Source organism: Microbacterium phycohabitans, assembly GCF_032464935.1.
Classification (GTDB): domain Bacteria; phylum Actinomycetota; class Actinomycetes; order Actinomycetales; family Microbacteriaceae; genus Microbacterium; species Microbacterium phycohabitans.
The window spans coordinates 21,135-46,898 of sequence record NZ_JAWDIT010000005.1; the positions used below are offsets into that span (position 1 = coordinate 21,135).

Annotated in this window: 27 protein-coding genes; 14 read left to right on the forward strand and 13 right to left on the reverse strand. The window is 71.4% G+C overall.

What is annotated here, in order from left to right; all coding sequences use genetic code 11:
• Positions 1–15: 15 nt before the first annotated feature.
• A complete protein-coding gene (locus tag RWH44_RS13565) occupies positions 16–1,494 on the reverse strand; it encodes a helix-turn-helix domain-containing protein (protein ID WP_437127302.1) in 1,479 nt (492 codons plus the stop codon).
• Positions 1,495–1,622: 128 nt separating this feature from the next.
• Here RWH44_RS13565 and aceA point away from each other — a divergent pair, with 128 nt between their 5' ends.
• Together aceA and aceB are read left to right on the forward strand one after the other, a co-directional pair.
• A complete protein-coding gene (aceA, locus tag RWH44_RS13570) occupies positions 1,623–2,939 on the forward strand; it encodes an isocitrate lyase (protein WP_316004986.1) in 1,317 nt (438 codons plus the stop codon).
• Positions 2,940–3,343: 404 nt separating this feature from the next.
• On the forward strand, positions 3,344–4,957 hold the full coding sequence (gene aceB, locus RWH44_RS13575) for a malate synthase A (protein ID WP_316005166.1): 1,614 nt from the start codon (positions 3,344–3,346) through the stop codon (positions 4,955–4,957).
• Positions 4,958–5,130: 173 nt separating this feature from the next.
• On the opposite strand, the gene RWH44_RS13580 is transcribed toward aceB, so the two are convergent.
• Complete coding sequence (locus RWH44_RS13580) at positions 5,131–6,426, reverse strand: chloride channel protein (protein ID WP_316004987.1); 1,296 nt, start codon at positions 6,424–6,426, stop codon at positions 5,131–5,133.
• Between the two features lie 55 nt (positions 6,427–6,481).
• Here RWH44_RS13580 and RWH44_RS13585 point away from each other — a divergent pair, with 55 nt between their 5' ends.
• Together RWH44_RS13585 and RWH44_RS13590 are read left to right on the forward strand one after the other, a co-directional pair.
• Positions 6,482–6,805, forward strand: a complete 324-nt coding sequence (locus RWH44_RS13585; protein WP_316004988.1) for a hypothetical protein — start codon at positions 6,482–6,484, stop codon at positions 6,803–6,805.
• A gap of 39 nt (positions 6,806–6,844) precedes the next feature.
• Positions 6,845–8,044, forward strand: a complete 1,200-nt coding sequence (locus RWH44_RS13590; RefSeq protein WP_316004989.1) for a pyridoxal phosphate-dependent aminotransferase — start codon at positions 6,845–6,847, stop codon at positions 8,042–8,044.
• Positions 8,045–8,591: 547 nt separating this feature from the next.
• Here RWH44_RS13590 and RWH44_RS13595 read toward each other — a convergent pair.
• The 4 genes from RWH44_RS13595 to RWH44_RS13610 form a co-directional block, all read right to left on the reverse strand.
• Entirely contained in the window at positions 8,592–9,728 is a 1,137-nt protein-coding gene (locus RWH44_RS13595; RefSeq protein ID WP_316004990.1) for a UDP-N-acetylmuramate dehydrogenase, read from the reverse strand.
• Positions 9,728–10,132 (reverse strand): MaoC/PaaZ C-terminal domain-containing protein, encoded by a 405-nt coding sequence (locus RWH44_RS13600; RefSeq protein ID WP_316004991.1) that lies wholly within the window; start codon positions 10,130–10,132, stop codon positions 9,728–9,730. The genes RWH44_RS13595 and RWH44_RS13600 overlap by 1 nt, the downstream gene beginning before the upstream one ends.
• The gene (locus RWH44_RS13605) at positions 10,129–10,578 is read right to left on the reverse strand and encodes an FAS1-like dehydratase domain-containing protein (protein ID WP_316004992.1); all 450 of its coding nucleotides are present in this window, start codon (positions 10,576–10,578) and stop codon (positions 10,129–10,131) included. The genes RWH44_RS13600 and RWH44_RS13605 overlap by 4 nt, the downstream gene beginning before the upstream one ends.
• 131 nt (positions 10,579–10,709) lie before the next feature.
• Positions 10,710–11,507, reverse strand: coding sequence for a sulfite exporter TauE/SafE family protein (locus RWH44_RS13610; protein ID WP_298873812.1), 798 nt, complete (start codon positions 11,505–11,507; stop codon positions 10,710–10,712).
• Between the two features lie 360 nt (positions 11,508–11,867).
• On the opposite strand from RWH44_RS13610, the gene RWH44_RS13615 reads away from it, so the two are divergent.
• A complete protein-coding gene (locus RWH44_RS13615) occupies positions 11,868–12,503 on the forward strand; it encodes an NADPH-dependent F420 reductase (protein ID WP_316004993.1) in 636 nt (211 codons plus the stop codon).
• Between the two features lie 139 nt (positions 12,504–12,642).
• On the opposite strand, the gene RWH44_RS13620 is transcribed toward RWH44_RS13615, so the two are convergent.
• The 6 genes from RWH44_RS13620 to RWH44_RS13645 all read right to left on the reverse strand — a co-directional run bounded on the left by RWH44_RS13620 (position 12,643) and on the right by RWH44_RS13645 (position 17,397).
• Positions 12,643–13,803 carry a cystathionine gamma-synthase gene (locus RWH44_RS13620; protein WP_316004994.1) on the reverse strand — a complete coding sequence of 387 codons (1,161 nt, stop codon included), beginning with the start codon at positions 13,801–13,803 and terminating at the stop codon, positions 12,643–12,645.
• Complete coding sequence (locus RWH44_RS13625; protein WP_316004995.1) at positions 13,800–14,804, reverse strand: pyridoxal-phosphate dependent enzyme; 1,005 nt, start codon at positions 14,802–14,804, stop codon at positions 13,800–13,802. The genes RWH44_RS13620 and RWH44_RS13625 overlap by 4 nt, the downstream gene beginning before the upstream one ends.
• A 204-nt stretch (positions 14,805–15,008) precedes the next feature.
• The gene (locus tag RWH44_RS13630; protein WP_298873821.1) at positions 15,009–15,857 is read right to left on the reverse strand and encodes an SDR family oxidoreductase; all 849 of its coding nucleotides are present in this window, start codon (positions 15,855–15,857) and stop codon (positions 15,009–15,011) included.
• Between the two features lie 102 nt (positions 15,858–15,959).
• The gene (locus RWH44_RS13635) at positions 15,960–16,280 is read right to left on the reverse strand and encodes a hypothetical protein (protein WP_316004996.1); all 321 of its coding nucleotides are present in this window, start codon (positions 16,278–16,280) and stop codon (positions 15,960–15,962) included.
• Positions 16,277–16,849 (reverse strand): Asp23/Gls24 family envelope stress response protein, encoded by a 573-nt coding sequence (locus tag RWH44_RS13640; RefSeq protein WP_298873824.1) that lies wholly within the window; start codon positions 16,847–16,849, stop codon positions 16,277–16,279. The genes RWH44_RS13635 and RWH44_RS13640 overlap by 4 nt, the downstream gene beginning before the upstream one ends.
• A gap of 5 nt (positions 16,850–16,854) precedes the next feature.
• The gene (locus RWH44_RS13645; RefSeq protein WP_298873826.1) at positions 16,855–17,397 is read right to left on the reverse strand and encodes an RNA polymerase sigma factor; all 543 of its coding nucleotides are present in this window, start codon (positions 17,395–17,397) and stop codon (positions 16,855–16,857) included.
• Positions 17,398–17,517: 120 nt separating this feature from the next.
• Between RWH44_RS13645 and RWH44_RS13650 the strand changes: the two genes are divergently transcribed.
• From RWH44_RS13650 to RWH44_RS13670, 5 genes are all read left to right on the forward strand, one after another.
• Positions 17,518–17,934, forward strand: coding sequence for an Asp23/Gls24 family envelope stress response protein (locus tag RWH44_RS13650; protein WP_316004997.1), 417 nt, complete (start codon positions 17,518–17,520; stop codon positions 17,932–17,934).
• Positions 17,935–18,082: 148 nt separating this feature from the next.
• Entirely contained in the window at positions 18,083–18,922 is an 840-nt protein-coding gene (locus RWH44_RS13655; protein ID WP_316004998.1) for an NAD-dependent epimerase/dehydratase family protein, read from the forward strand.
• A gap of 34 nt (positions 18,923–18,956) precedes the next feature.
• Complete coding sequence (locus RWH44_RS13660) at positions 18,957–19,256, forward strand: hypothetical protein (protein WP_316004999.1); 300 nt, start codon at positions 18,957–18,959, stop codon at positions 19,254–19,256.
• A gap of 74 nt (positions 19,257–19,330) precedes the next feature.
• Positions 19,331–20,779: a dihydrolipoyl dehydrogenase family protein gene (locus RWH44_RS13665; RefSeq protein WP_316005000.1), complete on the forward strand. Its 1,449-nt coding sequence runs from the start codon at positions 19,331–19,333 to the stop codon at positions 20,777–20,779.
• Between the two features lie 12 nt (positions 20,780–20,791).
• On the forward strand, positions 20,792–21,418 hold the full coding sequence (locus RWH44_RS13670; RefSeq protein ID WP_298873836.1) for a TetR/AcrR family transcriptional regulator: 627 nt from the start codon (positions 20,792–20,794) through the stop codon (positions 21,416–21,418).
• A gap of 192 nt (positions 21,419–21,610) precedes the next feature.
• Here the strand turns inward: RWH44_RS13670 and RWH44_RS13675 are convergent, their stop codons facing one another.
• Positions 21,611–22,936, reverse strand: a complete 1,326-nt coding sequence (locus RWH44_RS13675) for an MFS transporter (protein WP_298873838.1) — start codon at positions 22,934–22,936, stop codon at positions 21,611–21,613.
• A 117-nt stretch (positions 22,937–23,053) separates the two neighbouring features.
• On the opposite strand from RWH44_RS13675, the gene RWH44_RS13680 reads away from it, so the two are divergent.
• From RWH44_RS13680 to RWH44_RS13695, 4 genes are all read left to right on the forward strand, one after another.
• Positions 23,054–23,446, forward strand: a complete 393-nt coding sequence (locus tag RWH44_RS13680; RefSeq protein WP_316005001.1) for a PaaI family thioesterase — start codon at positions 23,054–23,056, stop codon at positions 23,444–23,446.
• A 415-nt stretch (positions 23,447–23,861) separates the two neighbouring features.
• On the forward strand, positions 23,862–24,377 hold the full coding sequence (locus RWH44_RS13685) for an RNA polymerase sigma factor (RefSeq protein WP_316005002.1): 516 nt from the start codon (positions 23,862–23,864) through the stop codon (positions 24,375–24,377).
• Positions 24,364–25,362 carry a hypothetical protein gene (locus RWH44_RS13690; protein ID WP_316005003.1) on the forward strand — a complete coding sequence of 333 codons (999 nt, stop codon included), beginning with the start codon at positions 24,364–24,366 and terminating at the stop codon, positions 25,360–25,362. Before RWH44_RS13685 ends, RWH44_RS13690 begins: the two co-directional genes overlap by 14 nt.
• Positions 25,359–25,754, forward strand: a complete 396-nt coding sequence (locus RWH44_RS13695; protein WP_316005004.1) for a peptidase inhibitor family I36 protein — start codon at positions 25,359–25,361, stop codon at positions 25,752–25,754. Before RWH44_RS13690 ends, RWH44_RS13695 begins: the two co-directional genes overlap by 4 nt.
• Positions 25,755–25,764: the final 10 nt, after the last annotated feature.

The window sequence follows — 25,764 nt, forward strand, 5'->3', positions numbered from 1 at the left end:
CGTCCGCGACGCCGGTCACTCCACCGGGGCGTGGGCCTCCAGGAACTCGTACAGCTCGGTCGTGTCGACCCCCGGGAACGACCCCGTCGGCAGCGTCGCGAGCAGCGTCCGCGGCGTGCGCACGTTCGGCCATGCCTGTCCGCGCCACGCGTTCTCGAGCGAGGCCGGCGGCCGACGGCAGCACGTCTCGACGGCGTGCCGCGAGACGCCGCGGTTCGGGGTGTCTCGGCCGCGGAACCAGCGCGTGTCGTCGAAGCGCACGCCCACGCTCACCGAGTGCGCGCCCTCGCTCGACTGCTCCACGCGCGCGGTACACCAGTACGTCCCGTTGCCGGTGTCGGTGTACTGGTAATAAGGGTTGAAGAGGTCGTCCTCGTCGAACACCACGCGGCTCGTCCACCGCCGGCAGCACATCTGTCCCTCGATCGAGCCGAGCCGGTCGGTGGGGAAGTTCACGTCGTCGTTCTCGTACGCCTTCGTGATCGTCCCCGACTCGTGCACCTTGAGGAAGTGCACCGGGATGCCGAGGTGCACGGTCGCGAGGTTCGTGAAACGGTGCGCGGCGGTCTCGTACGACACCGAGTAGGCGTCGCGGAGGTCCTCGATGCTGATGGTGCGCCGCTCCTTCGCCTCGCGCAGCGCCGGGACGACGTGCGCCTCGGGCATCAGCAGCGCGCCCGTCAGGTAGTTGGTCTCGACGCGCTGGCGGAGGAACTCGTCGTAGCTGGTCGGCTCGCCGTGACCCAGGATCCGGCTCGACAGCGCCTGCAGCACCGCGGCGCGCGGGTCGCCCTTCGCAACCTTCGTCGAGAGGTACAGCCGTCCGTTCTTGGCATCCGCGATGCTTCGCGTCGACGACGGCAGGTCGGGCACGTAGTGCAGCGTGAAGCCCAGGTGCGCGGCGATGTCGCTCGCCCCGCGCTGCGTCAGGGGCCCGCCGGGGTGCTCGATCGCCTCGAGGATCCCGGATGCCACGCGCTCGAGCTCCGGGAAGTGGTTGTCCTGCGTGCGCATCAGTCGGCGCAGGGCGACATTGGCGCGCCGGGCCTCTTCGGGCGTGGCGGAGCGCTCCTCGCGGAGGCGTTCGATCTCGGCCTGCAGCGCGAGCATGGCTGTGAGCGCTTCGTCGGGCACCGACCGCCCCACGCGAAAGGGAGCGATGCCGAGCGCCTGGAAGGTCTGGCCGCGCATCGCCCGCTCGACCGAGAGCTCCAGGGTGGCGCGGGCGTCGAGGGGCTCGGCATCCAGCAGCTGATCGAGTCGGCACTCCAGCGCGCGGGCGATCGCCTGCAGCTGCGTGAGCTTCGCCTCGCGGCGGCCGTTCTCGATCATCGACATCTGGCTGGGGGCGCGCCCGACCGCGGCGGCGAGGTCGTCGAGCGTCATGCCCCGCGCGGTGCGCAGCTGCCGGATGCGGCGGCCGATGGTGAGGGTGTCCACCTCCCCATCGTCGAGCGGGAGGGATGCCGAGGAAGCGAAGACGCCGGTGTCCATACGCGAGGTTCTCACGAAAACAGAAGATCGCGCGATCTTCACCGCATGAACACCGGTTCGGTGCGCGTTTCTTCGCCCACAGTGGTCGTCACGGGGCACCGCCGCCCCGCGACCCGAAGGAGGACGACATGACGATCCAGGCCACCCCCGCCCAGCAGCCCCTGCGCCCCGGCGACCAGACCGAGACCGCCGATGAGATCCGCGCCGCGTGGGAGAACGACCCCCGCTGGGACGGCATCGAGCGCACGTACTCGGCCGAGGACGTCGTCCGCCTGCGCGGCAGCGTCCGGGAGGAGTCGACCCTCGCCCGCCGCGGGGCCGAGAACCTCTGGAACCTCCTCCACACCGAGGACTACATCCGGGCCCTCGGCGCCTACACCGGGGGTCAGGCCGTGCAGCAGGTACGCGCGGGGCTGAAGGCCATCTACCTCAGCGGCTGGCAGGTCGCCGCCGACGGCAACCTCGCGGGCCAGACCTACCCCGACCAGAGCCTCTACCCCGCCAACAGCGTGCCCGCGGTCGTCCGCCGCATCAACAACGCCCTCCTGCGTCAGGACCAGATCGAGCGCGCCGAGGGAGAGATCACGCAGGACTGGCTCGCCCCGATCGTCGCGGATGCCGAGGCCGGCTTCGGCGGACCGCTCAACGCCTACGAGCTGGCGCAGTCGCTGATCGCGGCCGGGGCCGCCGGCATCCACTGGGAAGACCAGCTCGCGAGCGAGAAGAAGTGCGGTCACCTCGGCGGCAAGGTGCTCGTGCCGATCCAACAGCACATCCGCACGCTCAACGCCGCGCGCCTCGCGGCCGACGTCGCGGGGGTGTCGACGGTGATCATCGCCCGCACCGACGCGCTGGCCGCCGACCTGCTCACCAGCGACGTCGACCCGAGGGATGCCGAGTTCCTCACCGGCGAGCGCACGACCGAGGGCTTCTACCGCGTGCGACCGGGGCTCGACTCGGTCATCGCGCGCGGCCTGGCCTTCGCCCCCTACGCCGACCTGCTGTGGGTGGAGACCGGCGAGCCCGACATCGAACTCGCCCGCGCCTTCGCCGAGGCGATCCACGCCCGCTACCCGGGCAAGAAGCTCGCCTACAACTGCTCGCCGAGCTTCAACTGGAAGCGCCACCTCGACGATGAGCAGATCGCCACGTTCCAGGCCGACCTGGCTGCCCTCGGCTACGCCTTCCAGTTCATCACGCTGGCCGGCTTCCACGCCGTCAACCACTCGATGTTCGACCTCGCCCGCGGTTACGCCGAGCGCGCCATGAGCGCGTACGTCGAGCTGCAGGAGGCCGAGTTCGCCGCCGAAGCCGACGGCTACACCGCGACGCGCCACCAGCGCGAAGCGGGCACCGGCTACTTCGACGTCGTCTCCACCGCGCTCAACCCCGACAGCGCGACCCTCGCCCTGGCCGGCTCGACCGAGACCGCCCAGTTCCACTGACCCGGGCGACGCCCTCGCCCCTTCCCTCGAACCTCGTCCCACTTATCGCGGACCTCGTCCCACATATGGCCACTCGGGCCGTCCCCGAGTAGCCATTTTCGGGACACGGTCTGCACGCGGCCCACCCCGCCGCGCCCCTCTCCGCTGCGCACCACCCCGCCGCGCCCCTGCCCGCTGCGCACCGACACCTCGTCCCACTTATCGCGGACCTCGTCCCACATATGGCCACTCGGGCCACCCCCGAGTAGCCATCTTCGGGACATGGTCTGCGGGAGAGGGGCGGAGCGCGATACAGACAGAAAGCCAGGACCATGACCCTCATCACCTCTCCACCGCCCCCGACCACCGGCGCCGGCACCGCCGGGCACCGGACGCCGAGCGACCGCGCCGCCGACGGATCCCGGATGCCGAGCCCTCCGGCATCCACCCCTCACCTGCGTCTCGAGCGCCCCCTCGAGGGCCGGGATGCCGAGATCCTCACCCCCGCCGCGATCGCGTTCCTCACGGAGCTGCACGACCGCTTCGCCCGCCGCCGGCACGACCGGCTCGCCGCGCGGCTGCGTCGCCGCTTCGAGATCGGCACGGGCGACGACCCGCACTTCCGAGCCGACACCGCGCACATCCGCGAGGATCCGTCGTGGCGCGTGGCCGGCGCCGGCCCCGGGCTGGAGGACCGCCGCGTCGAGATCACCGGCCCCACCGACCCGAAGATGACGATCAACGCGCTCAACTCCGGAGCGCGGGTGTGGCTGGCCGACCAGGAGGATGCCACCTCCCCCACCTGGCGCAACGTCATCGGCGGGCAGCTCTCGCTGTTCGACGCGATCCGCGGGCAGCTGTCGTTCACGAGCCCCGAGGGCAAGCGCTACGAGGTCACGGCCGAGCGCACCCCGACGATCGTGATGCGCCCGCGGGGCTGGCACCTGCCCGAGAAGCACGTGAGCTTCATCGATCGCTCGGGTCGGGAGCTGCCGGCATCCGGGTCGCTCGTCGACTACGGCCTGTACGTGTTCCACAACGCGCACGCCCTGATCGCGGCGGGCCGAGGACCGTACTTCTACCTCCCCAAGATCGAGTCGGCCGAGGAAGCCCGCCTGTGGGACGACGTGTTCTCGTTCACCGAGGAGCGTCTGGGGCTCGCGCACGGCACGATCCGCGCCACGGTGCTGATCGAAACGCTGCCGGCCGCGTTCGAGATGGAGGAGATCCTCTTCGCCCTCCGCGACCACTGCGCGGGCCTGAACGCCGGACGCTGGGACTACATCTTCTCGATCATCAAGACCTACCGCGGCCGGGGGGCCCGCTTCGTCCTCCCCGACCGCAGCGAGGTGACGATGACGGTCCCCTTCATGCGGGCATACACCGAGCTGCTCGTGCAGACGTGCCACAAGCGCGGCGCCTACGCGATCGGCGGCATGAGCGCCTTCATCCCGAACCGCCGGCGCCCCGAGGTGACCGAGGCGGCGTTCGAGAAGGTCGCCGCCGACAAGCGTCGCGAGGCCGGCGACGGGTTCGACGGCACCTGGGTGGCCCACCCCGACCTCATCCCCGTGGCGCGCGCCGAGTTCGACGCGGTGCTCGGCGACGAGCCGAACCAGCTCGGGCGGACACGCGAGGAGGTGTCGGTCGAGCCGGCCGACCTGCTCGACGTGCGCATCGGACGCCCCGTGACCGCCGCGGGCGTGCGCGGCAACGTGTCGGTGGCGATCCGCTACATCGAGGCGTGGCTGCGGGGCCTGGGCGCCGTCGCCATCGACGACCTCATGGAAGACGCCGCGACCGCTGAGATCTCGCGCTCGCAGATCTGGCAGTGGATCCACCAGGACCACCGCACCGCCGAGGGCACCCCGATCACCCGCGAGTACGTCGAGTCGATGGTGCAGGACGTGCTCGCCGATGCGCCCCGCGCGGCCGGCGACCGGTTCGACGACGCCGCCGCGGTGTTCCGCGAGGTGGCCCTGCGCGAGGAGTTCCCGGCGTTCCTCACCCTGCCGGCGTACGCGAAGCACCTGAACTGACCGGATGCCGAGGGGCCGGGGCCACGAGCCTCGGCCCCTCACCCGTGCCGGCGGGCCGTGCGCTCGGCTAGGGGCCCCGCGCTCGGCGAGGCGCCCCGAGCCGAACGTCCGTCAGGGGCAACGTCCGTCAGGGGCAACGCCCGTCAGGGCCGCACCCGTCAGGGCCGCACCCGTCAGGGCCGCGCCGGGTCGATCGGCGCGAACGGGCGCAGGCTCTCGCGCGACGTGAGCTTGGACGCGGCGAGCGATCCCGCGACGGCGAGGAACATCGGCAGCAGCAGGTCGAACCCGGTGTTCGTGAACTCGATGATGAGGGCGATCGCGGTGAACGGGGCCCTCATGTTGGATGCCAGGAACGCAGCCGCCGCGACGATCGCCAGCGCCGTGCCGTCGGCTCCGGGCCAGACGAACGCCCACCCCGCCGCCGCGGCGGCGCCGAGGGCCGCGCCGATGGCGACCGAGGGCTGCAGGGTGCCGCCGATGGCCCCCGACCCCAGCGACAGGGCGGTCGCGACGTACTTCAGCACGGCGAGCGCGATGAGCAGCAGCGCGGGCTGCGAGAGGTCGAAACCGGCGGTCGCCAGGGCACGGCCGTTGCCGAGGATGAGCGGGAAGGCCGCCCCGACCGCCCCGACGGCCGTGAACGTCAGCGGCAGGACGACCAGGAGCTTCCACCCCTCGGGACGGAAACGCGCGAGCTTCTTCGTCACCGTGGCGAAGCTCGTCGCTCCCCACCCCATGAGCGGGCCGATGAGGATCGCGGCGACGATGAGCGACGCGTTCACCTCGACCGAGCCGATCGAGTAGAGCGACCCGTCCCCCACGAGCGGACGCGCGACGAGCGTGGCGATGGTGCTGACGGTCAGCGCCACCACCGCCGCGCCCACGCTGAACTGCGCGAGCAGGATCTCCACCGCGAACAGGGCCCCGGCGAGGGGCACGTTGTACACGGCGGCAAGGCCCGCCCCGGCGGCCGAGGCGATGAGGATGCGGCACCATCGTGCGTCGAGGCCCAACCACCGCACGACCTTCGCGCCCGCCATCGCCGACAGCTCGCGCGGGGCCACCTCCTTGCCGATCGAGGCGCCCATCGCCACCGACCCCACCTGGATGACGGTGTCGGCGAGCGTCTCCCACCACGGCATCCGGGCTCCGTCGACGCCCTGCTCGACCGTGGCGAGCTTTCGCCCGAAGCGGCGGAGCAGGTACCAGCCGAGCGCCGCGACGACGCCCGCGCCGCCGACCGTGACGATCGGGAGCCACCACACCGACGGGTATGCGAGGCCGTCGAGGAACGGACCCTCTTCATGGCCCCACACCAAGTGCTCGAGGCTGTGCACGATCCACACGAGCAGCAGCACGGCGAGCCCCGTGGTCACGCCCACGACGAGGGTCGCGATCCCCAGCCGGGTGAGGGAGGCGAATCCGCGTCGACGGGAGCGGAGGGGCGTGGCGGTCTGAGCGGTCACCCCGCCACGCTAATCGACCCATGTTTCGTGTTCCGACCGGCGGTAGCCTGACCGCATGACGCCCCCGCCGGTCGCCGCCCGCCGCCCCGCCGACGTGCTCGGCATCATCGCCGCGTGCATCGCCGCCGTCGTGATCGTGCCGACCCTCGCCGTCTTCCTCATCGGCCTCGTCCCCGAGATGAACGCGATCTGGTGGCTCGGCATCGTGCTGCTTCCGCTTCTCGTGCTCGACGGCGTCATCGTGATCCTGCTCTCGGTGATCGGCCTGATCGTCGCCGCCCGCCGGGAGGGTCGGCGCGCGTGGTCGATCGTGGCGCTGGGTCTCGGCATCCTGATGCTCGTTCCGGCGGCGTTGATCTGGGGGCCCTGGTCGTCATGACCCTGGGGCCGAAAGCGCGGAAACACTAGGCTCGGAGTCGTGACTTCCCGCGCTCCGCTCTCCCGCAAGCTCTCCGCCATCGCCGAGTCCGCGACCCTGAAGGTCGACGCCAAGGCCAAGGCCCTCCAGGCCGCCGGCCGCCCCGTCATCTCGTACGCGGCCGGCGAGCCCGACTTCGCCACCCCGTCGTTCATCGTGGATGCCGCAGCGAAGGCGCTGCAGGATCCCAAGAACTACCGCTACACCCCCGCGGCCGGCCTCCCCGTGCTGCGCGAGGCGATCGCCGCCAAGACGCTGCGCGACTCGGGCCTCGAGGTCGCCCCCTCGCAGGTCATCGTGACCAACGGCGGCAAGCAGTCGGTGTACCAGGCGTTCCAGACCGTGGTGAACCCCGGCGACGAGGTGCTGCTGCCCGCGCCGTACTGGACCACCTACCCCGAGGCCATCGCCCTCGCCGACGGCACGCCCGTCGAGGTCTTCGCCGGCGCCGATCAGGACTACAAGGTCACCGTCGCCCAGCTCGAGGCGGCTCGCACCGACAAGACGACGGTGCTCGTGTTCGTGTCCCCCTCGAACCCGACCGGTTCGGTCTACACGCCCGAGGAGACCGCCGAGATCGGCCGCTGGGCGCTTGAGCACGGCATCTGGGTCATCACCGACGAGATCTACCAGAACCTCACCTACGAGGGCGTGCGCGCCGTCTCGATCGTCGAGGCCGTGCCGGAGCTCGCCGGGCAGACGATTCTCGTCAACGGCGTCGCGAAGACCTACGCCATGACCGGATGGCGCGTGGGCTGGATGGTGGGACCGGCGGATGCCATGAAGCTCGCCGGCAACCTGCAGTCGCACCTGTCGAGCAACGTCAACAACGTCGCCCAGCTCGCCGCCGCGGCCGCCCTGAACGGCCCGCAGGACGAGGCCGAGCAGTTCCGTCTGGCGTTCGACCGCCGGCGGAAGCTGATCGTCTCGGAGCTGTCGAAGATCGACGGCGTCGAGGTGCCCAATCCGCTCGGCGCGTTCTACGTCTACCCCGACGTGCAAGGCCTGTTGAACCGCACGTGGGAGGGCGTGACGCCCACGACCTCGCTCGAGCTCGCCGACCTCATCCTCGAGAAGGCCGAGGTCGCCGTGGTCCCCGGCGAGGCCTTCGGCCCGAGCGGCTACCTGCGCCTGTCGTACGCCCTCGGCGACGACCAGCTTCTCGAGGGCGTGCAGCGCCTCCAGCGCCTCTTCGCCTGAGCCGACCTCTGCGGCGCCGGTCACCGATCGCGGTGGCCGGCGCCGTTCTGCGCCGCGCCCCCGCCCGATCGTCTCGCGGAGTTCCCGGCCGACACGCCGGGCGGCGCCGCAACCCCGCCCGGCCGTCTCGCGGAGTTCGCGGCCGACACGCCGCGCCCGCCAACCTGCCGCGCGGGGTTGCGGCCCGGCCGGACCGTCTCGCGGAGTTCCGGACCGACACGCCGCGCCCCGGCATCCCGAACCGGCGTGTCGGCATCGGACTCCGCACGACGGCACGCCCCGAACCGCACGCCCCGGGCGGCATGACGGCACGCCCCGGGCGGCACGCCGCCCCCGCCCAACCCGCTGCGCGGCGATGCGACCCCACCGGACCGTCACGCGGAGTTCCGGACCGACACGCCGCACCCCGGCATCCCGAACCGGCATGTCGCCGCCGAACTCCGCACGACGGCACGCTACGGACTGCACGACGAACTCCGCACGACGGCACGCCCCCGAACCACAGACCGGCGGGCCCGGCCCGCACGACCGCACGCGACGGTACGGGCTACAGCTCGACGTTCACCAGGACGGGCTCGGGCTGCAGAACGAGGCCGAACTCGGCCGCGACGCGGCTCTGCACGAAGCGGGCGAGCTGGGCGATCTCGGCCGCGGTCGCCTCGCCGCGATTGGTCAGCGCGAGGGTGTGCTTGGTCGACAGACCGGCGCGCGAGCGCGGGAAGCGGAAGCCGCGCGAGAGCCCGGCGTTCTCGATGAGCCACGCGGCGCTCACCTTGACCTGGCGGTTCTCGACCGGCGGCGGGGGCAGGATGCCGTCGAACGCGGCGAGCGGGATCACGGTCACCGGGTCGAGGGCCGGGCCCATCGGCCACTTCGGGCACGCGTCGGGCAGGGTGCGCGCGAAAGCCTCCGAGACGATCGCGTTCTGGAAGAACGAGCCGGCGCTCCACGTGTCGGGGTCTTCAGCGTCGAGCACCATGCCCTTGCGGGCACGGGTGGCGAGCACGTGGTCGCGGATCCATCGCAACGACACGGACTGCTCGGCATCCAGCCCCAGGGCGCCGCGCAACTGCTCCCCGGCGATCGGACGCTCGTCCGTGCCGACGCGCTCGAGTTCAAGCGTGACCGACAGGATGACGGCGGGCCGCTCGGGCACGGAGCCGTAGTGGTGCTTCAGGACCGACGTGCGGAAACCGAGACCCAGATCGGATGCCGAGACCCGCGCCACCTCGCCGGTGGACTCGTCGATCAGCTCGACCTCGACGAGCGTCTGCACGATCTCCTGCCCGTAGGCGCCCACGTTCTGCACCGGTGCCGCGCCGACGGTGCCCGGGATGCCCGACATCGCCTCGACTCCGGCGTAGCCGCGGGCGACCGTCTCGGCGACGAAGGCGTCCCAGTCGTGTCCGGCCTGCACGCGCAGACGCACGGTGTCGGGCCGCGAGCCGGGGAGCTCCTCGATGCCGAAGGTGCGCACGCGGATCACCGTGCCCTGGAACGGCTCATCGCCGACGAAGAGATTGGATCCCCCGCCGAGGACGAACCACGGCTCGCCGTCGGCCCACGCCTCGCGCAACGCCGCGACGAGCTCGTCCGTCGTCGCCGCCTCGACGAGGCGCGCGGGCGCCCCGCCGGTGCGCAGCGTCGTGAGCTGCGAGAGCGGAACCGGAGCGACCTCGGGCATCAGCGCAGCCGCACCCGCACCTGCGCCTTGCCCAGGACGGTGGTCTCGGCGAAGGTCACGGTGAGGTCGATGCGAGCGGTCTCGTCGTCGACGGCGCCGACCTTGGCGCTCACGTGCAGATCCGCGCCCGTTTCGGGGTCGACGACGACCGGGCGCGTGAAACGCACGCCGTACTCGGCGATGCGACCGCTGTCGCCGAGCGCCTCGGCGAGGGTGCCGACGGCGATGCCCATCGTGAGCATCCCGTGGGCGAGGACGCCTGGGAGCCCGACGGCAGCGGCGACGTCGTCGCGATAGTGGATGGGGTTGAAGTCCCCCGACGCGCCGGCGTAGCGCACGAGCGACTCGCGCGTGAGGTGGACCGAGCGTTCGGCGATGAACTCGCCCACGGTGAACTCGCTCATGCGCCGGCCTCCCCCGCGAGCAGGACACTCGCCGTCGTCACGACGTGGGCGCCGGTGGCATCCACGATCTCCGCCTCGCTCGTGATCATGGCGTTGCCACCCATCGAACGGATGCCGGTGACCGACAGCGTCGCGACGAGCTCGTCGCCGGCGACGATCGGACGCGTGTAGCGGAAACGCTGTTCGGCGTGCACGAGACGCGAGAGCTCGATGCCGGACTCGGGGTCGCCGAGCAGCTGCTGGAGCGTGAGGTCCTGGACGACCATCGCGAAGGTCGGCGGGGCCACGACGTCGTCGTAGCCGAGGGCGCGCGCGGCCTCGGGGTCGGAGTGCTGCGGGGCGTCGGCGAAGACGGCGCGCGCGAACTCGCGCACCTTCTCGCGACCGACGAGGTACGGCGCGGTCGGCGGGAAGACTCGGCCGACCAATTCGGGGTTCACGGGCACCGGGTCAGTCTACCGAGAGGCTCTGGTGGGGCTGTGCCCGTGGCGTCCGTCTCCCCGTCCGCCGTCTCGGGAGGGTGCGCAGAGAACGACGGGTCCCCGCGAACCGCGCGACGCCTCGGTGCGCCAGGGCGTCAGCGCTGGTGGCGGCCGCGAACGGCCTTCACCGCGATCTGCGAGGCGATGAAGACGAGGAAGATCGAGAAGAGCACGTTGGCCACGAACGGATCGACCGCCTTGGCGATCTGGGCGCCGAGGGCCGTCGTCGCGCACGCGGCGACGCCGACGCACACGGCCGCGACGAGATCGACGTTCTTCCGGCGCAGGTTGCCGACCGTGCCCGACACGGCGGTCGGGATCATCATCAGCAGCGACGTGCCCTTGGCGACGAGGTCGCTCGTGCCGAACAGCAGCAGCAGCGCCGGGACGACGATGATCCCGCCGCCCACGCCGAGCAGTCCCGCCAGGATGCCGGTGACCACCCCCAACACGGCCAGGCCGGGCCCCGTGACCCAGGTGAGCACGAGGTCGGCGTCGCGCGAGGGGATGACGAAGTAGAGGCTCACGATGACCGCGACGAGGAAGGCGACGAACGCCCATCGCAGGGCGGTCTGCGACAGCTTGGGCAGCAGCCACGTGCCGATCTGCGCCCCACCGACCGCGCCGGCCGCGAGGATCAGCGCCGGGAGCCAGGCGACGTGCCCGTCGACGGCATAGGTGATCACCCCGACGGATGCCGTGGGCACGATCGCCGCGAGGGAGGTGCCGGCGGCGAGGCGCTGGTCGAAGCCGAGCAGCAGGACGAGCAGCGGCACGATGACGGTCCCGCCGCCGACACCGAACAGGCCCGACATCAGCCCCGCGAGCAGTCCGACTCCGACGCAGACGACGTAGAGGCGGGCGGTGCGGGGCGGGCGGGTCTCGAGCGTCACGGGGGTCCTCGGGGTCGTGGGGGGCGAGCGCGTCTCGCCGACGCCCCAGTCTTCCACTCCTCCGCGCCGTCGCCGCCGTCGACCGGTCGTCGCGGACGGACCCGGAAACGAAAGCGGCCCCCGGTGGTCCGAAGCCGCGTCCACCGGGGGCCGTCGCCCTCACAGGTCAAGCAGGACGGTGACCCGAACACCGGACTGCGACCACTCGCGTGAGGGTGCGACAGGAATGACGATAGGGAGCCGGATCACCGCGAATCGACCCATTGACACTGATTACTAGAGCTGCTAACTATTTAGACCACTGATCTCTTGGTAGCGCTCCCGGGAATGGGTCCGGTTCCGTCGCGGTTGTCCTCGGGCATGACAACCGTAGGAATCATCGGCGCAGGAAACATCGGTTCGGCTCTCGCACAGGGCTTCGCGGATCACGGTTACGACGTGGTCATCGCGAACTCCCGTGGGCCGGAGACCCTGGGCGACCTGGTCGCCTCGGTGGGCGACCGCGCTCGCGCCGCCACCGCCGAGGAGGCCGCCGAGGCCGGCGACATCGTCGTGGTGACCGTGCCCCTGAAGGCGATCGACGACCTCCCCGTCGCCCCGCTCGCCGGCAAGACCGTTCTCGACACCAACAACTACTACTTCGAGCGCGACGGTCGCATCGCGGCTCTCGATGAGAAGAAGACCACTACCTCGCAGATGCTGCAGGAGCGCCTCCCCCAGTCGATCGTCGTGAAGGCGTTCAACCACATCCCCGCCGCCGACATCCTCACCGACGGTGCCCCCGCCGGTAGCGCGGACCGCCGCGCGCTCGCGACGTCGAGCGACTCCGACGAGGCCGTCGACCTCGTCACCCGCATCTACGACCAGTTCGGTTTCGACACGGTGAACGTCGGCCCGCTCGCCGAGAGCTGGCGCGTCGAGCGCGACCAGCCCGCGTACGTCGTGCGTCAGACCCGCACCGAGCTCGAGCAGAACCTGGCCCGCGCCGAACGCTGACCCTCTCCCCTCGCGCGAGGCGTAGGAATTCGTCGCCCGGGGAGGCCCCGGAGCGACGAATCCCGACGACTCACGTCAGAAATGAACGAACCCGGCCCCGCACAATCGCGAGGGCCGGGTTCGTCGTTTCCGGGCGCGGTCAGAGAGCCGCGAGGGCCTGCTCGACGTCGGCGATGAGGTCGTCGACCGACTCGATGCCGACCGACAGGCGCACGATGGTCTCGGGAACGGCCAGCTCGGTGCCGCGGACCGAGGCGTGGGTCATGGCATCCGGGTAGTTCACCAGCGACTCGACGCCGCCGAGGGACTCGGCGAGGGTGAACAGGCGGGTCGACTCGGCGAAGCGGCGCGCGGCCGCGCCGTCGGCCAACTCGAGCGACACGATGCCGCCGAAGCCGCTCATCTGCGCCGCGGCGAGCGCGTGCCCGGGGTGCGTGGGAAGCCCGGGGTAGTAGACCTTCGCGACGCGGTCGTGGGCGAGCAGGTGCTCGGCGACGGCCTGCGCGTTGGAGCTGTGACGCTGCATGCGCACGGCGAGGGTCTTGATTCCGCGCGTGGTCAGGTAGGCGTCGAACGGGCCCGAGACGGCGCCCGCGGCGAACTGCAGGAACTGCACCTTCTCGGCCAGCGCGGCGTCGGCGAACGCGAGGGCGCCGCCCACCACGTCGCTGTGCCCGCCGAGGTACTTCGTCGCGGAGTGCACCACCACGTCGGCGCCGAGCGAGAGCGGGCGCTGCAGGGCGGGCGAGGCGAAGGTGTTGTCGACGACGACGATCGACCCGGCCGCGTGACCGAGTCGCGCGAGACCGGCGATGTCGGTAATGCGCAGCATCGGGTTGCTGGGCGTCTCGACCCAGACCATCTTCGGCGCGCGCTCCTCGATGGCCGCGGTCACGGCATCCAGGTCGCTCATGTCGACGACGCGGAGCTTCACACCCCAGGGGCCGAGCACGCGCGCGAGCAGGCGGTAGGTGCCGCCGTAGACGTCGTTGCCGAGGAGCACCTCGTCGCCCGGGACGAGGGCGGCGCGCAGCAGGGCGTCCTCGCCGGCGAGACCCGAGGCGAAAGACAGCGCGCGGGCGCCGCCCTCGAGGGCGGCGATCTGCGTCTCGAGCGCGGTGCGCGTGGGGTTGCCGCTGCGGCCGTACTCGTACCCGCCGCGCAGGCCCCCGATGCCGTCTTGCGCGTACGTCGTCGAGACGTGGATCGGCGGGATGACCGCGCCGGTGGTCTCGTCGGGCGCCTGGCCCGCGTGGACGGCGAGGCTGTCGAAACCGCGGGCGGCGTCGTGGGTGCTCATGCGGAGTGCTCCTGGGAGGTCGGGGGAAGGACGGATGCCGACGGCTCGACCTCGTAACCGCGGGCGGTCATCCAGTCGTCGTCGAAGATCTTGCTGAGGTAGCCGCGGCCGTGGTCGGGCAGGACCACGACCACCACCGCCTCGGCCGGGAGGTGGCGGGCGACGCGCAGGGCGCCCACGACGGCCATGCCGCTCGAACCGCCAACGAGCAGGCCCTCCTCGCGGGCCAGGCGACGCGTCATGGCGAAGGACTCGGCATCCGAGACGCGCTCGTACCCGTCGACGAGGGTGGGGTCGAAGGCGGGGGGCCAGAAGTCTTCGCCGACGCCCTCGACGTCGTAGCCGTGGATGTCGCCGCCCGAGTAGATCGAGCCGACGGGATCGACCCCGACGATGCGCACGGAGGAGCCGGCGACCTCGCGCAGGTAGCGTCCGGTTCCGGTGATGGTGCCGCCGGTGCCGACGCCGGCGACGAAGTGCGTGAGGGCGCCGTCGGTGTCGCGCCAGATCTCGGGACCGGTCGTCTCGTAGTGACTGCGCGGTCCGTTCGGGTTGGCGTACTGGTTGGGCTTGAACGCCCCGGGGATCTCGCGCACGAGACGGTCCGAGACGCTGTAGTACGAGTCGGGGTCGTCGGGCTCGACGTTCGTCGGCGTGACGACGACCTCGGCGCCGTAGGCGCGCAGCACCGCGCGCTTGTCCTCCGCGACCTTGTCGGGGACGACGAACACGCACCGGTACCCACGCTGCTGCGCTACGAGGGCGAGGCCCACGCCCGTGTTGCCGCTGGTGGGCTCGACGATCACGCCGCCCGGTTGCAGCAGACCGTCGCGCTCGGCGGCATCCACGATGTTGGCCGCGATGCGGTCCTTGGCGGAGCCACCGGGGTTGAAGTACTCGATCTTGGCGAGCACCGTGGCGGCGATGCCGTCGGTGACGCGGGACAGGCGGACGAGGGGGGTATTGCCGACGAGGTCGGCGACGCTCTGGGCGTAACGCACGATGGCATCCTGAGGGGTTGGGAGCGCCCGAGGCGGGCGCGGCTGACGGGGTCGTCGAAAGAGAACGCGGGGGCGTTCAGCGACAACAGCGACAAGTCAGCACGCGGTCAGCATACTCGAGCGGGGAGCGCGGCGACACGGATGCGTCACGCGGCGTCACCGGAGCCGGATGCCGTCGGAACCGGTACGACGACGAGACCGCCGTCAAGAGACCGCGCCGAGGAATTCGTCGAAGCTCTGCGCGGGACGACCCGTGACGCGCTCGACGTCGTCGGAGACCCCGGCGAGGTCGCCGCTGGCGATGGAGGTGTAAGTGCTGACCCAGGCGTCGACCTGCCACCGGGGCGCGCCGAAAGCGGCTCGCGACGCGTACGCCTCGTCGACGGTCTCGTCGAGGAAGCGGACGGGATGGCCCCGCACGGCCGAGATCTTCTCGGCCACCTCGGCCATGGTCAACGCCTCGGGGCCGGTGAGGTCGTACGAGACGTCGGCGTGGGCGGACGGATCGCGTAGGACCGCCACGGCGGTGGCGGCGACGTCGGACCGCGAGACGAGCGAGCAGCGCCCCTCTCCCGCGGGACCGCGGATCACCCCGTCGTCACCGGCGAAGAGCTCCATCATGTCCATGTAGAAGTTGTCGCGCAGGAACGTGAAGCTCATCCCCGACGCGCGGATGATGTCCTCGGTCGCCGCGTGGTCGCGCCCGAGCGTGAACACCGCGTCGGGTGCGGCAGCCAGAAACGACGTGTAGACGATCGAGCGCACGCCGGCGGCGGCTGCGGCCTCGACGAACGTGCGATGGTGCTCCACGCGGTCGGCCGTCTCCGACGCCGAGACCATCAACAAGGTCTCGACGCCCTGCAGCGCGGAGCGGGCGGCATCCGTGTCGGAGTAGCGGGCGACGTGGACCTCGGCGCCGTCGAGACGCGGGGCGCGCGACGCATCGCGCACGAGAAGACGCTGCGGGATGCCGCGGGCGGCGAGGTCGCGGGCGACGCGGCCTCCCACGGCGCCGGTGGATCCGGTGACGGCGATGACGGGCGGCATGGACATACGGCCTCCGGGGGTGAGCGGTGCCTCCAGCGTATTGCTCCGCGCACTCCCCCGGCCGGGAATTGCCTCACCGATGGAGCTTCGCGCCGCCCGGGAGCTGCGTCAGGTCGCGGGCGCCACCAGACGTGCCACGCGGACGCGCACCGTCGCCGTCTCGTCGTCGTCGCCGGCACCCCGGGCCGCCGCCGCGACCGCCGCGGCCACGGCGGCGCTGTCGTCCTGCGCCGAGACGCCGATGCAGACCGTGATGGCCCGCGCTCCCGGCACGTCATCGACCGCGGAGAGCGATCCCTCGACGTCGGTGACGTGTTCGAACGCCCGAGCGACCACGGGCCGCGCGGAATAGCACTCGCGCACGCCCTCGACCGCCGTGACGGCCAGGTCGATGCGCGGCGCCAACTCGGCTGCGGTGATGCGGGTCATCGGTCTTCCCCCTCGTCCAGATGCACGTCACCGACGGTCACGTCGACCCGGCCCACCTTCAGATCGCCGTGACGCTCGATCGCCAGACGGATGCCGTCGCGCATCTCGTCGACGGCGGCGGCGATCGCGCGCCCGAAACGCACGCTGACCGTCACGCGCACGTCGAGTGGCGCGTCGGGCTCGGGCTGGTTCAGCCGCACCCGACCGACGAGCAGGCCCTCGATGCCGTCGCCCACCGTACGGATCAGCTCGTAGAGCGCGCCCTCGGTGACGACGATTTCGGTGCCGTCCTCGGTGCGTGCCAGGGGGATGTCACGGCCGGAGCGGAATTCGCGCATCACCTCCCGCATGATGCTGTCGTACCAGGAGTCCGCGAGCGGCTCGGCGGCCTGCTCCTCCACGATCTCGCGGGACAGCCGGCCCATGCGCTCCATCGAGGCGAGGATCGCCTGGCACTCGGCGTTGCGCTCGATCGCGGAGATGCGGGGGGTACGCCCGCGGTCGAGATACGCGGAGAGATCCTCCAGCGAGTAGCCGGAGCCGCCGATGTCGTCGTTGTGCTCGCTCAATCCGATCACCTCCACTCCTGCATGCGTTCCAACACGGTCTTGCGCGCCCGGGCGAGCCTGCCGCGGACGGTGGCGGCCGACTCCCCCACCTCGACGGCGATCTCGTCGTAGCTGTGCCCACCGACCTCGCGCAGCACCCACACCACACGGAGCTCCTCGGGCAGTTCCGCCAGCACTCTCTTCAACGCGTCCATCTGCGACGACGCCACGGCCGAGCGCTCCGGGTCGTCGGCCGCCGAGACCATCTCCTCGTCGATCTGATCGGAGATCTTGCGCGAACGAAGGCGGTCCGTGGCTTTGCGCGACACGATGGTCGTCAGCCAGCTTCGCACCTTCTCCGGATCGGTGAGATCCGGAAGGCGACGCCACGCCGTGATGAGGGCCTCCTGCACGCAGTCGTCGGCGTCGGCCCGTGATCCGGTGAGGCGCGTGGCGAAGGCGACGAGGAACGGCGCGTGTCGACGCACCAGCACTCCGAAGGCCATCTGGTCGCCGTCGGCCGCGCGCGACGCGAGGAAGGCGTCGGTGGCGGTGGACAAAGAGGGCATCGATTTCCTGTCAGCGAATTCTCAGCGTCGAACCGTGACGTGTCGCGAATCCGGTTCGTCCCCATAGCGAAACACCCCGCACCCTCCGCGGTCGGGGATCTTGACGAAAGGACGCTCCTCATGGCACAGAACTCCCCCCTCTCGGCCGACGCCCGTACCAGCGGCGGCAAGACCGTCATCGTCGACCCCGTGGTCGCCAAGGTCGCCGGCATCGCCGCGGCCGAGGTCCCCGGTGTCCACGCGCTCGGCGGCGGTGCCGCGCGCGTGATCGGCAACATCCGCCAGGCCGTCGGCGCGAAGGACTACGCGCAGGGCGTGAGCGTCGAGGTCGGCGAGACCGAGGTCGCCGCCGACATCGCGATCCAGGTCGACTACCCCGAGCGCATCCAGCGCGTCGCGGACGACGTCCGCTCGGCCGTGCGTCGCGCGATCACCGAGATCGTGGGCATGAAGGCCGTGGAGATCAACGTGACCGTGGTCGACGTCTACATCCCGAGCGACGACGACGACGAGCAGGAGGAGGCACGCGTCCACTGACGTGCCGTCCGGGCCCGCGAGCACCTCGCTCGCGGGCCTTTCCTCTGCCGTCGAGGCGAGCCGTTCGGCGGGCGGCGTCAAGAGAGCCTCCCGTGTCGGACCCGACCGCTATCGTCGGCCACACCCCACCCCGACACCCAGGAGTCCCATGCGCATCGCCCTCACCGGCTCGTCCGGCAAACTCGGCACCGTCGTCGCCCGCGAGCTCCGCTCCGCCGGCCACGACGTCATCGGTCTCGACGTCCGCGGCGAGCGCGGCCCCGGGTTCGTCCAGGTCGATCTCACCGACTACGGCCAGGTCATCGACGCCCTCGCGGGCGTGAACGATCAGCACAGCGGTGTCGACGCCCTGGTCCATCTCGGCGCGATCCCGGCCCCCGGCATCCGCTCCGACGTCGCGACCTTCCACAACAACATGACGAGCACGTTCAACGTGTTCTGGGCCGCCGTGCGTCTCGGCATCCGGAAGATCGTCTACGCGTCCAGCGAGACGGTGCTGGGTCTGCCCTTCGACGTGCCGCCGCCCTACATCCCCGTCGACGAGGAGTACGCGCCGCGGCCGGAGTCGGTCTATTCGCTCGTCAAGACGCTCGAGGAGCGCATGGCCACCGAGCTCGTGCGCTGGAACCCCGACCTGTCGGTGACGGCCCTGCGCTTCTCGAACGTCATGGTGCCCGAGGACTACGCCGAGTTCCCCTTCGACGCCGACGCCCGCACCCGCAAGTGGAACCTGTGGGGGTACATCGACGCGCGCGACGGCGCTCAGGCGATCGAACGCGCCCTCGAGGTCGCCCCGGCGGGCTTCGAGACGTTCATCATCGCCGCGGCCGACACGGTCATGAACCGCCCCAACGCCGAACTCGTCGCCGAGGTGTTCCCGGGCGTCGAGACGCGCGAGCTCGGCGAGAACACGACCCTGCTCTCGATCGACAAGGCGCGGCGCCTGCTGGGGTACGACCCGCAGCGCTCCTGGCGCGACGGGCGCTGACCCGCGGCCCGTGGGGGCGTGACAGACTCGGCGAATGGATGCCGATGAGCCGACCACGCCCCCACCGGCACCGCCCGCGCCCGCCGCGGACGAGCCGGTGATCCCGCTGCCGACGGCGCAGGAGAAGGAGACGAAGTTCCTCGCGCGCAGCGGAGCGGTCGTGACGCTGCGCCTCATCGACACCGGGCGGTTCGAGGTCAAGCTCGACACCCGCGGCGACTACACCGCGACGCTGCTGCACGACGGGAACACGTTCGCGCTGCACCCTGCTCCGGGTGTGCACGCCATCGGGGGCACCGACCTCACCGCCACCGACCTGTACGAGCGGTTCTGACCGCGAGCACAAGCCCCGCCGCCCGTCGGCGCGCGGCCGGTTGACTGGGGTCCTCGACCTTCGGGAGGACCACCGTGACCGACACCGCGCACCCCGCCTCGACGCCCGACCCCACCACGGACGCAGCCGACGGCTACGACGTGGCCGTCATCGGCGCGGGGCCCGCCGGCACCGCTGCCGCCCTGCGGGCTGCGGAACTGGGTGCGCGCGTCGTCGTGCTCGAGGCCGGCCGCGTCGGCGGGACGTGCGTGAACACGGGCTGCGTCCCCACCCGCGTGCTGGCCAAGGCCGCGCGCCTCATGCGCGAGACCCGCTCCGCCGACGACTACGGCATCGTCGTCGACGAACCGCGCGTCGACTGGTCGGCGGTCGTGGCGCGGGTGCACGAGCGCGTGGATGCCGTGCGCTCGATCAAGCGGGAGGCCGAACGCTTCGCGGAGGCCGGTGTCGACCTCGTGCACGAGGGGCGCGCGCGCTTCGCGGACGAGCACACGCTCGTGCTCGACAGCGGCCGGCGCATCCGGGCGGAGTCGATCCTGGTGTGCGTGGGCGGGCACTCCCGTCGTCTGCCCATCCCGGGCGCGGAACTGGCCACGGTGCCCGAGGACGTGCTCTCGCTCACCGAGCTGCCGGGCCGCGTCGCCGTGATCGGCGCGGGCAACACCGGCGCGCAGCTGGTGACGGTGTTCCGTTCGTTCGGCGCGGAGGTGACGCTGCTCGACGTCGCCCCGCGGGTGCTCATGGCCTCCGATGCCGCGATCTCACGCGCGATCGCCGACGCGCTCACCCGCAACGGCGTCGACGTGCGCACCGGGATCGACACCGTCGAGCGCCTCGACCGGCAGGACGACGGGTCGATCCGCCTGACCTGGCGGCAGGACGACGCCGGCCGGAGCGTCGACGTCGATGTCGTCGTGATGGCCACCGGATGGCCCGCCGACGTCGACGACCTCGGCCTGTCGAACGCGGGCGTGGAGGTGGAGCGCTCGGCGATCCCCGTCGACCGGTATTTCCGCACGATCGTTCCGCACATCCTCGCGGTCGGCGACGCGAACGGCCGCGACATGCTCGTGCAGGCGGCGCAGTTCGAGGGTGAAGCCGCGGCCGAGAACGCCGTCCTGGGGGCGAATCGCCGCACGCCCCATCACCTGCTGCCCGCGGGCGGGTTCACCGACCCCGACTACGCCGGCGTCGGTCTCACCGAGGAGCAGGCACGTGACCGCGACCCGGCGTGCGTGGTCGCCACGGTGCGGTTCGCCGACCTCGATCGCGCCGTCATCGACGATCGCGAGAACGGGTTCCTCATGCTGATCGCCGACCGGCGCCGCGAGCTCGTGCTGGGTGCGCACGCGGTCGGCGAGAACGCGGTCGAGGTGATCCAGTCGGTCACCACCGCGATGGCCGCCGGCATCGACGTGTCGACGCTCGCGGGCGTGCGGTTCGCCTACCCCACCTACAGCGCCGTGATCGGAAACGCCGCGCGCGCCCTGCTGCACGCCGACACCCCGGCGCTGCTGGAGTGACACACTGACACCGTGACCGCCGCGAATCCCGCCACGAGCTCCGCCGCCGACGCGCCCGCCCGGCGCGGTCGACCCGGCTACGACCGCGAGGGCATCCTCTCCGTCGCCGTGCAGTTGTTCAACGAGCAGGGCTACGACGCCACGAGCGTGTCCGACCTCGCGCGCCGCCTGGGGCTGGCGAAATCGGCGCTCTACCACCACTTCTCCTCGAAGGAGGAGCTGCTCTCGGTCGCCCTCGAGGCGGCCCTCGGCGGGCTCGAGGCGGTGCTCGACGACCCCCGCGCGGCCGAGGGCTCGGCATCCGATCGCCTGCGTCACGTGCTCACGGGCGCGACCGACGTGCTCGTGGCGCAGCTGCCGGCGGTCACCCTGCTGCTGCGCGTGCGCGGCAACAGCCCCGTCGAACAGGCCGCCCTGGAGCGCCGACGCGTCTTCGACCACCGCGTCACCGCCCTCGTCGCGGCGGCCCAGGCCGAGGGCGACGTGCGCGACGACGTCGACGCCGCCGTCGCCGCGCGTCTGCTGTTCGGCATGATCAACTCCGTCGTGGAGTGGTACCGGCCCGGGGGCGGCGTCGACGGCGACCGGCTCGGCGCCGACATCGTGCGGATCGCCCTCGAGGGCCTGCGCACGTCCTGACCGCGGGCGTCCTGACCGCGGGCGTCCTGGCGCGGGGTCCCGCCGCGGGCGTCCCGCCGCGCAGCCGCACGATCGGGGCGAGATCACCCGATCCGTGCGATTCGGGACGAGCGATCTGGTCACGATCGTGAGGTCTCGGCAGCAGAACGGGGCCCCGCGCGATCGCGCAGGGCCCCGTCGCGGCATCCGGGGTCAGGCCCGGAGGTCGACGCCCTTCGGCTCTTTGATGAGCGAGACCGCGACCAGCGATACCAGGGCGGCCACAGCGATGTACGCGCCGATCGTCCACGAGGCGCCGGTGGTGCGCAGCAGCGCCTCGGCGATCATCGGGGCGAAGGCGCCGCCGAGGATCGCGCCGAGGGCGTAGCCGATCGACACCCCCGAGTAGCGCACGTTCGCGGGGAACATCTCGGCGTACAGCGCCGCCTGCGGTCCGTACGACAGGCCGAGGCCGAGGGTCATGACGAACAGGGCGACGAAGTACCAGACGATGTTCCCCGTGTCGATGAGGAACCACATCGGCACGGCCCAGATCGCGAGCAGCAGGTAGCCGAGCTGGAACGTCCGCACGCGGCCGAGGGTGTCGGACAGACGTCCGCCCCAGAGGGTGAACCCGAGCCAGCCGAAGGATGCCAGCGTCGTGGCGAGCAGGACGGTGGGGCGCTCGAGCCCGAGGACGGTGACCGTGTAGGTGGCGAAGAACGCGATGAGCAGGTACCCCGCGGCGTTGTTGCCGATGAACACCAGGGCGGTCAGCACGACCTGGCGCCAGTTCTTGCGGAAGAGCTGGCCGAGCGGCGCCGACGACTCCTTGCGGCGACGCACGAGGTCTTCGAAGACGGGGCTCTCCTCCACCGCGCGCCGGATGACGTAGCCGACGACGATGAGCACGATCGAGAAGAGGAACGGCACGCGCCAGCCCCACGCGAGGAAAGCCTCGGCCGACATCGACGAGGTGAGGATCCACAGCGTCGCGGTGGCCAGGATCATGCCGACCGGAACACCGATCTGCGGGTACGCGCCGAAGTAGCCGCGACGGTTGACGGGGGCGTGCTCGACCGAGAGCAGCGCCGCCCCGCCCCACTCGCCGCCGGCCGAGAAGCCCTGCAGGACGCGCAAGAGGATGAGCAGGACGGGGGCGGCCACACCGATCGCGGCGTAGGTCGGCAGCACGCCGATGAGGGCCGTCGACACGCCCATCATGATGAGCGTGAGGACGAGCATCTTCTTGCGGCCGAGGCGGTCGCCCAGGTAACCGGCCACGATCGCCCCGAGCGGGCGGAAGAGGAACGAGATGCCGATCGTCGCGAACGACAGCACCTGGGCGATGGCCGGATCGGACTGCGCGAGTGGGGCGAGGAACAGCGGCGCGAGCACGAGGCCGGCCGCCTGGGCGTAGATGAAGAAGTCGTACCACTCGATCGAGGTGCCCACGAGGGTGCCGGCGAGCACGCGCCGCTCCTCTCGCGAGATGCCGGTCGTGGTGGCACGGGTGGATGCCGCTGTCTGCGAGGCCATGAGAACTCCGTCGTTCTGTGGGCAGGGAAATCTCGGCGGCACCTGTTACCGACCGAGCGTTCAGTAATAGTGTCAGAGGCGCGCCCGTCCGACAAGGGGACGGCGGAAGGAGCCGTCATGACACCCTGGACCATCGTCCCCGGCGCCCTCGACGAGCGTCTCGGCATCGTCGTGACGGAGCAGTCCGTCGACGGCGTGAGCGCCTCGATGCCCGTCGACGGCAACACCCAGTCGCTGGGTCGGCTGCACGGCGGAGCCACCGCCGCGCTCTGCGAGGCGACGGGATCCTGGGCAGCGATGATCCACGCCTCGACCTTCGGCAAGGTGTGCGTCGGTGTCGATCTCAACATCACCCACCACCGCGGCGCGCGCGAGGGTCGTATCCACGCCGTCGCCACCCCCGCCCACCGCGGGCGTCGCATCGCGACCTATGACGTGCGCGTGAGCGACGACGAGGGCCGGCTCGTCGCGACGGCGCGCATCACGAACCTGCTCGTCGATCCGGAGTGAGCGCGGCGGCCTCGCGGAGCAGCCACGGCCTGAGCAGCACGCCCCGGGATGCCGGCGGTGGTCACGATCCGCGCAACGGACGAAGTCGCTGCGGCGTCATCTCCCACGAGCGCACCGCGAGCGCGGAAAGGGTCCGGGCACCGGGCTCTGGCATCCTGGGTGACATGACGAGGATCCGAGGGAGTGCACCGCCCCCATGCAGTGCACTCCCTCGCCCGTCGAATTTTGTCCCGAACATCTCTCGACGGGCGTATGGGCGTCGTCTCGAAGCCGGAGACGACACCCACCCCCATCTATGTGGTGTCGATCGGTCGGCATTCCTTACACGGGGCCGGAAATCTTTTTCCTCCCGCCGCCACGTAAGGATCGCGCGGGTTGCGACACAGCCTCTTCGAACGCACGGAGATGCACGCCGGTGATCGACGAGACGGAATTCGCGGCGCTCTTCCGCGAGCACCACAACGCCGTTCGGCGGTTCATCGAACGGCGCGTATCGGATCGCGAGGCCGCCGCCGACCTCACGATGGACTGCTTCGAGATCGCGTGGCGCAAACGCGATCCGCGTGATCCATTCGGATTGCCGTGGTTGTACCGCACCGCGCGCAACCTCATCGCGAACGAATATCGGCGACGCGACCGGGAGGGGGCATTGTGGACGCACATCGAAGACCACGTGCGCGCTCTGGCGAGCGAAGCCGAACCCGCGATGGCGCAACGCCTCGTCGACGCGATCCGCAATCTTCCCGAGCGCGAACGCGAGATCCTCTGGCTCACATACTGGGAGGAGCTGTCGGCCGCCGAGGTGGCCCTGGTCATGGAGATGAACACCGGCGCGGTGTGGACGCGACTCAATCGCGCGCGGGCGCGTCTGCGACCGCTGCTCGACGGCGCCGTCGTCCACGCGGAGGGGGTGAGCGATGACCGACGATGACCTCGCGCGCGCGCTGCGCCGGATGGACCCCGCCGAGACCCCGCTCGACGCGCCCCTCCCCCTCGACGCCGAACGCCGGCTGCGGCAGATCCTCGACCGTCCGCCCGTCCGGCGTCGCCGCCCCGCCCTGGCGTGGACCTCGGCGGCCGCCGCCGTCGTCGTGATCCTGACCATCGTCACGGGAGTCCTGTGGATGCCGGGGACCTCGGCATCCGCCCTCACCCCCAAGCCCCTCGTCTACACCGCCGTGCCCAGCGGAACCGGTGCCGCGGAGGTGATCGCGCAGGCGCAGGAACGGCTCGCCGCCGGAGAGGGCGACGTGGCAGCGGAGCGCCGCTCCCTGTCGCTCGGCTGGTACTTCAGCGCCTCACCCGACGGGGCCGAGGCGACGGTGTTCCGGCGCGAATGGGTGGACCTGCGGTGGAACGAGGACTTCTCCGGATCGGTGGTGACCACCGCGGCCGAGGCCACGAACGCCGACGGCGACACCGTGCCGAACGTCGACCCCGCCCCCGGGACGGTCGTCGGCGAGATGCGCTACGTACGCAATCAGTTCCGGCCGCTGTCGCCGGCGCCGCCGGATGCGTCGGCCGAGGCCATGCGCGCGCTCCTGACGACGGCCACCGGCGCGACCGAGGCCCTGAACGCCGGTGACGCCCTGGTCGGTGTGCGCAGCGTGCAGGGCGAATGGACGCTCAGCAACGCCCAGCAGTCCGCGCTCCTCGACGTCGTCGCCGCCTCCCCCGGCCTGCGGGCTCTCGGGACGACCGAGGACCGTCTCGGTCGCGCGGTCGTGGGCCTGGCGGGCATCCCCTCGGTGACCGCCAATACCGAGGTGACTCTCCTGCTGTCGACCGAGACCGGGCGCATCGTCGGGTTCGAGTCGGCGTTGATCGATGCGAACACCGACCTCGACCTGCCCGCCGGGTCGCTGACCGAATACGCCCTGTGGGACGCGCAGGACAGAGAGGATGCCCCCCGATGAGCCGCACCGACGATCCGTCCGCCGAGCTGCACCCCGACGTCGCCGCGGCCCTCGCCGAGGTCCCCGGCGGCGTGGTCATCGACGCCCGCCATGCGGTGTGGCCCGAGCTCGGGATGAGCATCGACGTGCCCGCCGAGGACAACAAGGCCGTGGGCAGTTGCGCGACCGGCAACGTGTGCGCGTTCAGCGGCTCGGGCCTGTCGGGAACCCGCGTGTCGTGGTCGACGTGCGGCACCTATGCGCCGGGTATCACCGTGCGTTCGATCGCCAATGCCCGTTCGGCGGGTTACGCGCAGGCGCGCTCGTCCTCGGGATCGGTGCTGGCGACGGCGATCGCGGGGTCGTCGGCGAACGTCTCGGGCGCGGTCGCCGACGTGCGCTGCGTGTCGTGAGCCCGCGGCG

Bases quoted from the DNA above. Each gene is read 5' to 3' on its own strand.
- RWH44_RS13565 (WP_437127302.1), bottom strand. From the start codon at position 1,494: ATGGACACCGGCGTCTTCGCTTCCTCGGCATCCCTCCCGCTCGACGAT.
- aceA (WP_316004986.1), top strand. From the start codon at position 1,623: ATGACGATCCAGGCCACCCCCGCCCAGCAGCCCCTGCGCCCCGGCGAC.
- aceB (WP_316005166.1), top strand. From the start codon at position 3,344: ATGCCGAGCCCTCCGGCATCCACCCCTCACCTGCGTCTCGAGCGCCCC.
- RWH44_RS13585 (WP_316004988.1), top strand. From the start codon at position 6,482: ATGACGCCCCCGCCGGTCGCCGCCCGCCGCCCCGCCGACGTGCTCGGC.
- RWH44_RS13595 (WP_316004990.1), bottom strand. From the start codon at position 9,728: ATGCCCGAGGTCGCTCCGGTTCCGCTCTCGCAGCTCACGACGCTGCGC.
- RWH44_RS13600 (WP_316004991.1), bottom strand. From the start codon at position 10,132: ATGAGCGAGTTCACCGTGGGCGAGTTCATCGCCGAACGCTCGGTCCAC.
- RWH44_RS13615 (WP_316004993.1), top strand. From the start codon at position 11,868: ATGACAACCGTAGGAATCATCGGCGCAGGAAACATCGGTTCGGCTCTC.
- RWH44_RS13620 (WP_316004994.1), bottom strand. From the start codon at position 13,803: ATGAGCACCCACGACGCCGCCCGCGGTTTCGACAGCCTCGCCGTCCAC.
- RWH44_RS13630 (WP_298873821.1), bottom strand. From the start codon at position 15,857: ATGTCCATGCCGCCCGTCATCGCCGTCACCGGATCCACCGGCGCCGTG.
- RWH44_RS13635 (WP_316004996.1), bottom strand. From the start codon at position 16,280: ATGACCCGCATCACCGCAGCCGAGTTGGCGCCGCGCATCGACCTGGCC.
- RWH44_RS13645 (WP_298873826.1), bottom strand. From the start codon at position 17,397: ATGCCCTCTTTGTCCACCGCCACCGACGCCTTCCTCGCGTCGCGCGCG.
- RWH44_RS13650 (WP_316004997.1), top strand. From the start codon at position 17,518: ATGGCACAGAACTCCCCCCTCTCGGCCGACGCCCGTACCAGCGGCGGC.
- RWH44_RS13655 (WP_316004998.1), top strand. From the start codon at position 18,083: ATGCGCATCGCCCTCACCGGCTCGTCCGGCAAACTCGGCACCGTCGTC.
- RWH44_RS13660 (WP_316004999.1), top strand. From the start codon at position 18,957: ATGGATGCCGATGAGCCGACCACGCCCCCACCGGCACCGCCCGCGCCC.
- RWH44_RS13675 (WP_298873838.1), bottom strand. From the start codon at position 22,936: ATGGCCTCGCAGACAGCGGCATCCACCCGTGCCACCACGACCGGCATC.
- RWH44_RS13680 (WP_316005001.1), top strand. From the start codon at position 23,054: ATGACACCCTGGACCATCGTCCCCGGCGCCCTCGACGAGCGTCTCGGC.
- RWH44_RS13690 (WP_316005003.1), top strand. From the start codon at position 24,364: ATGACCGACGATGACCTCGCGCGCGCGCTGCGCCGGATGGACCCCGCC.
- RWH44_RS13695 (WP_316005004.1), top strand. From the start codon at position 25,359: ATGAGCCGCACCGACGATCCGTCCGCCGAGCTGCACCCCGACGTCGCC.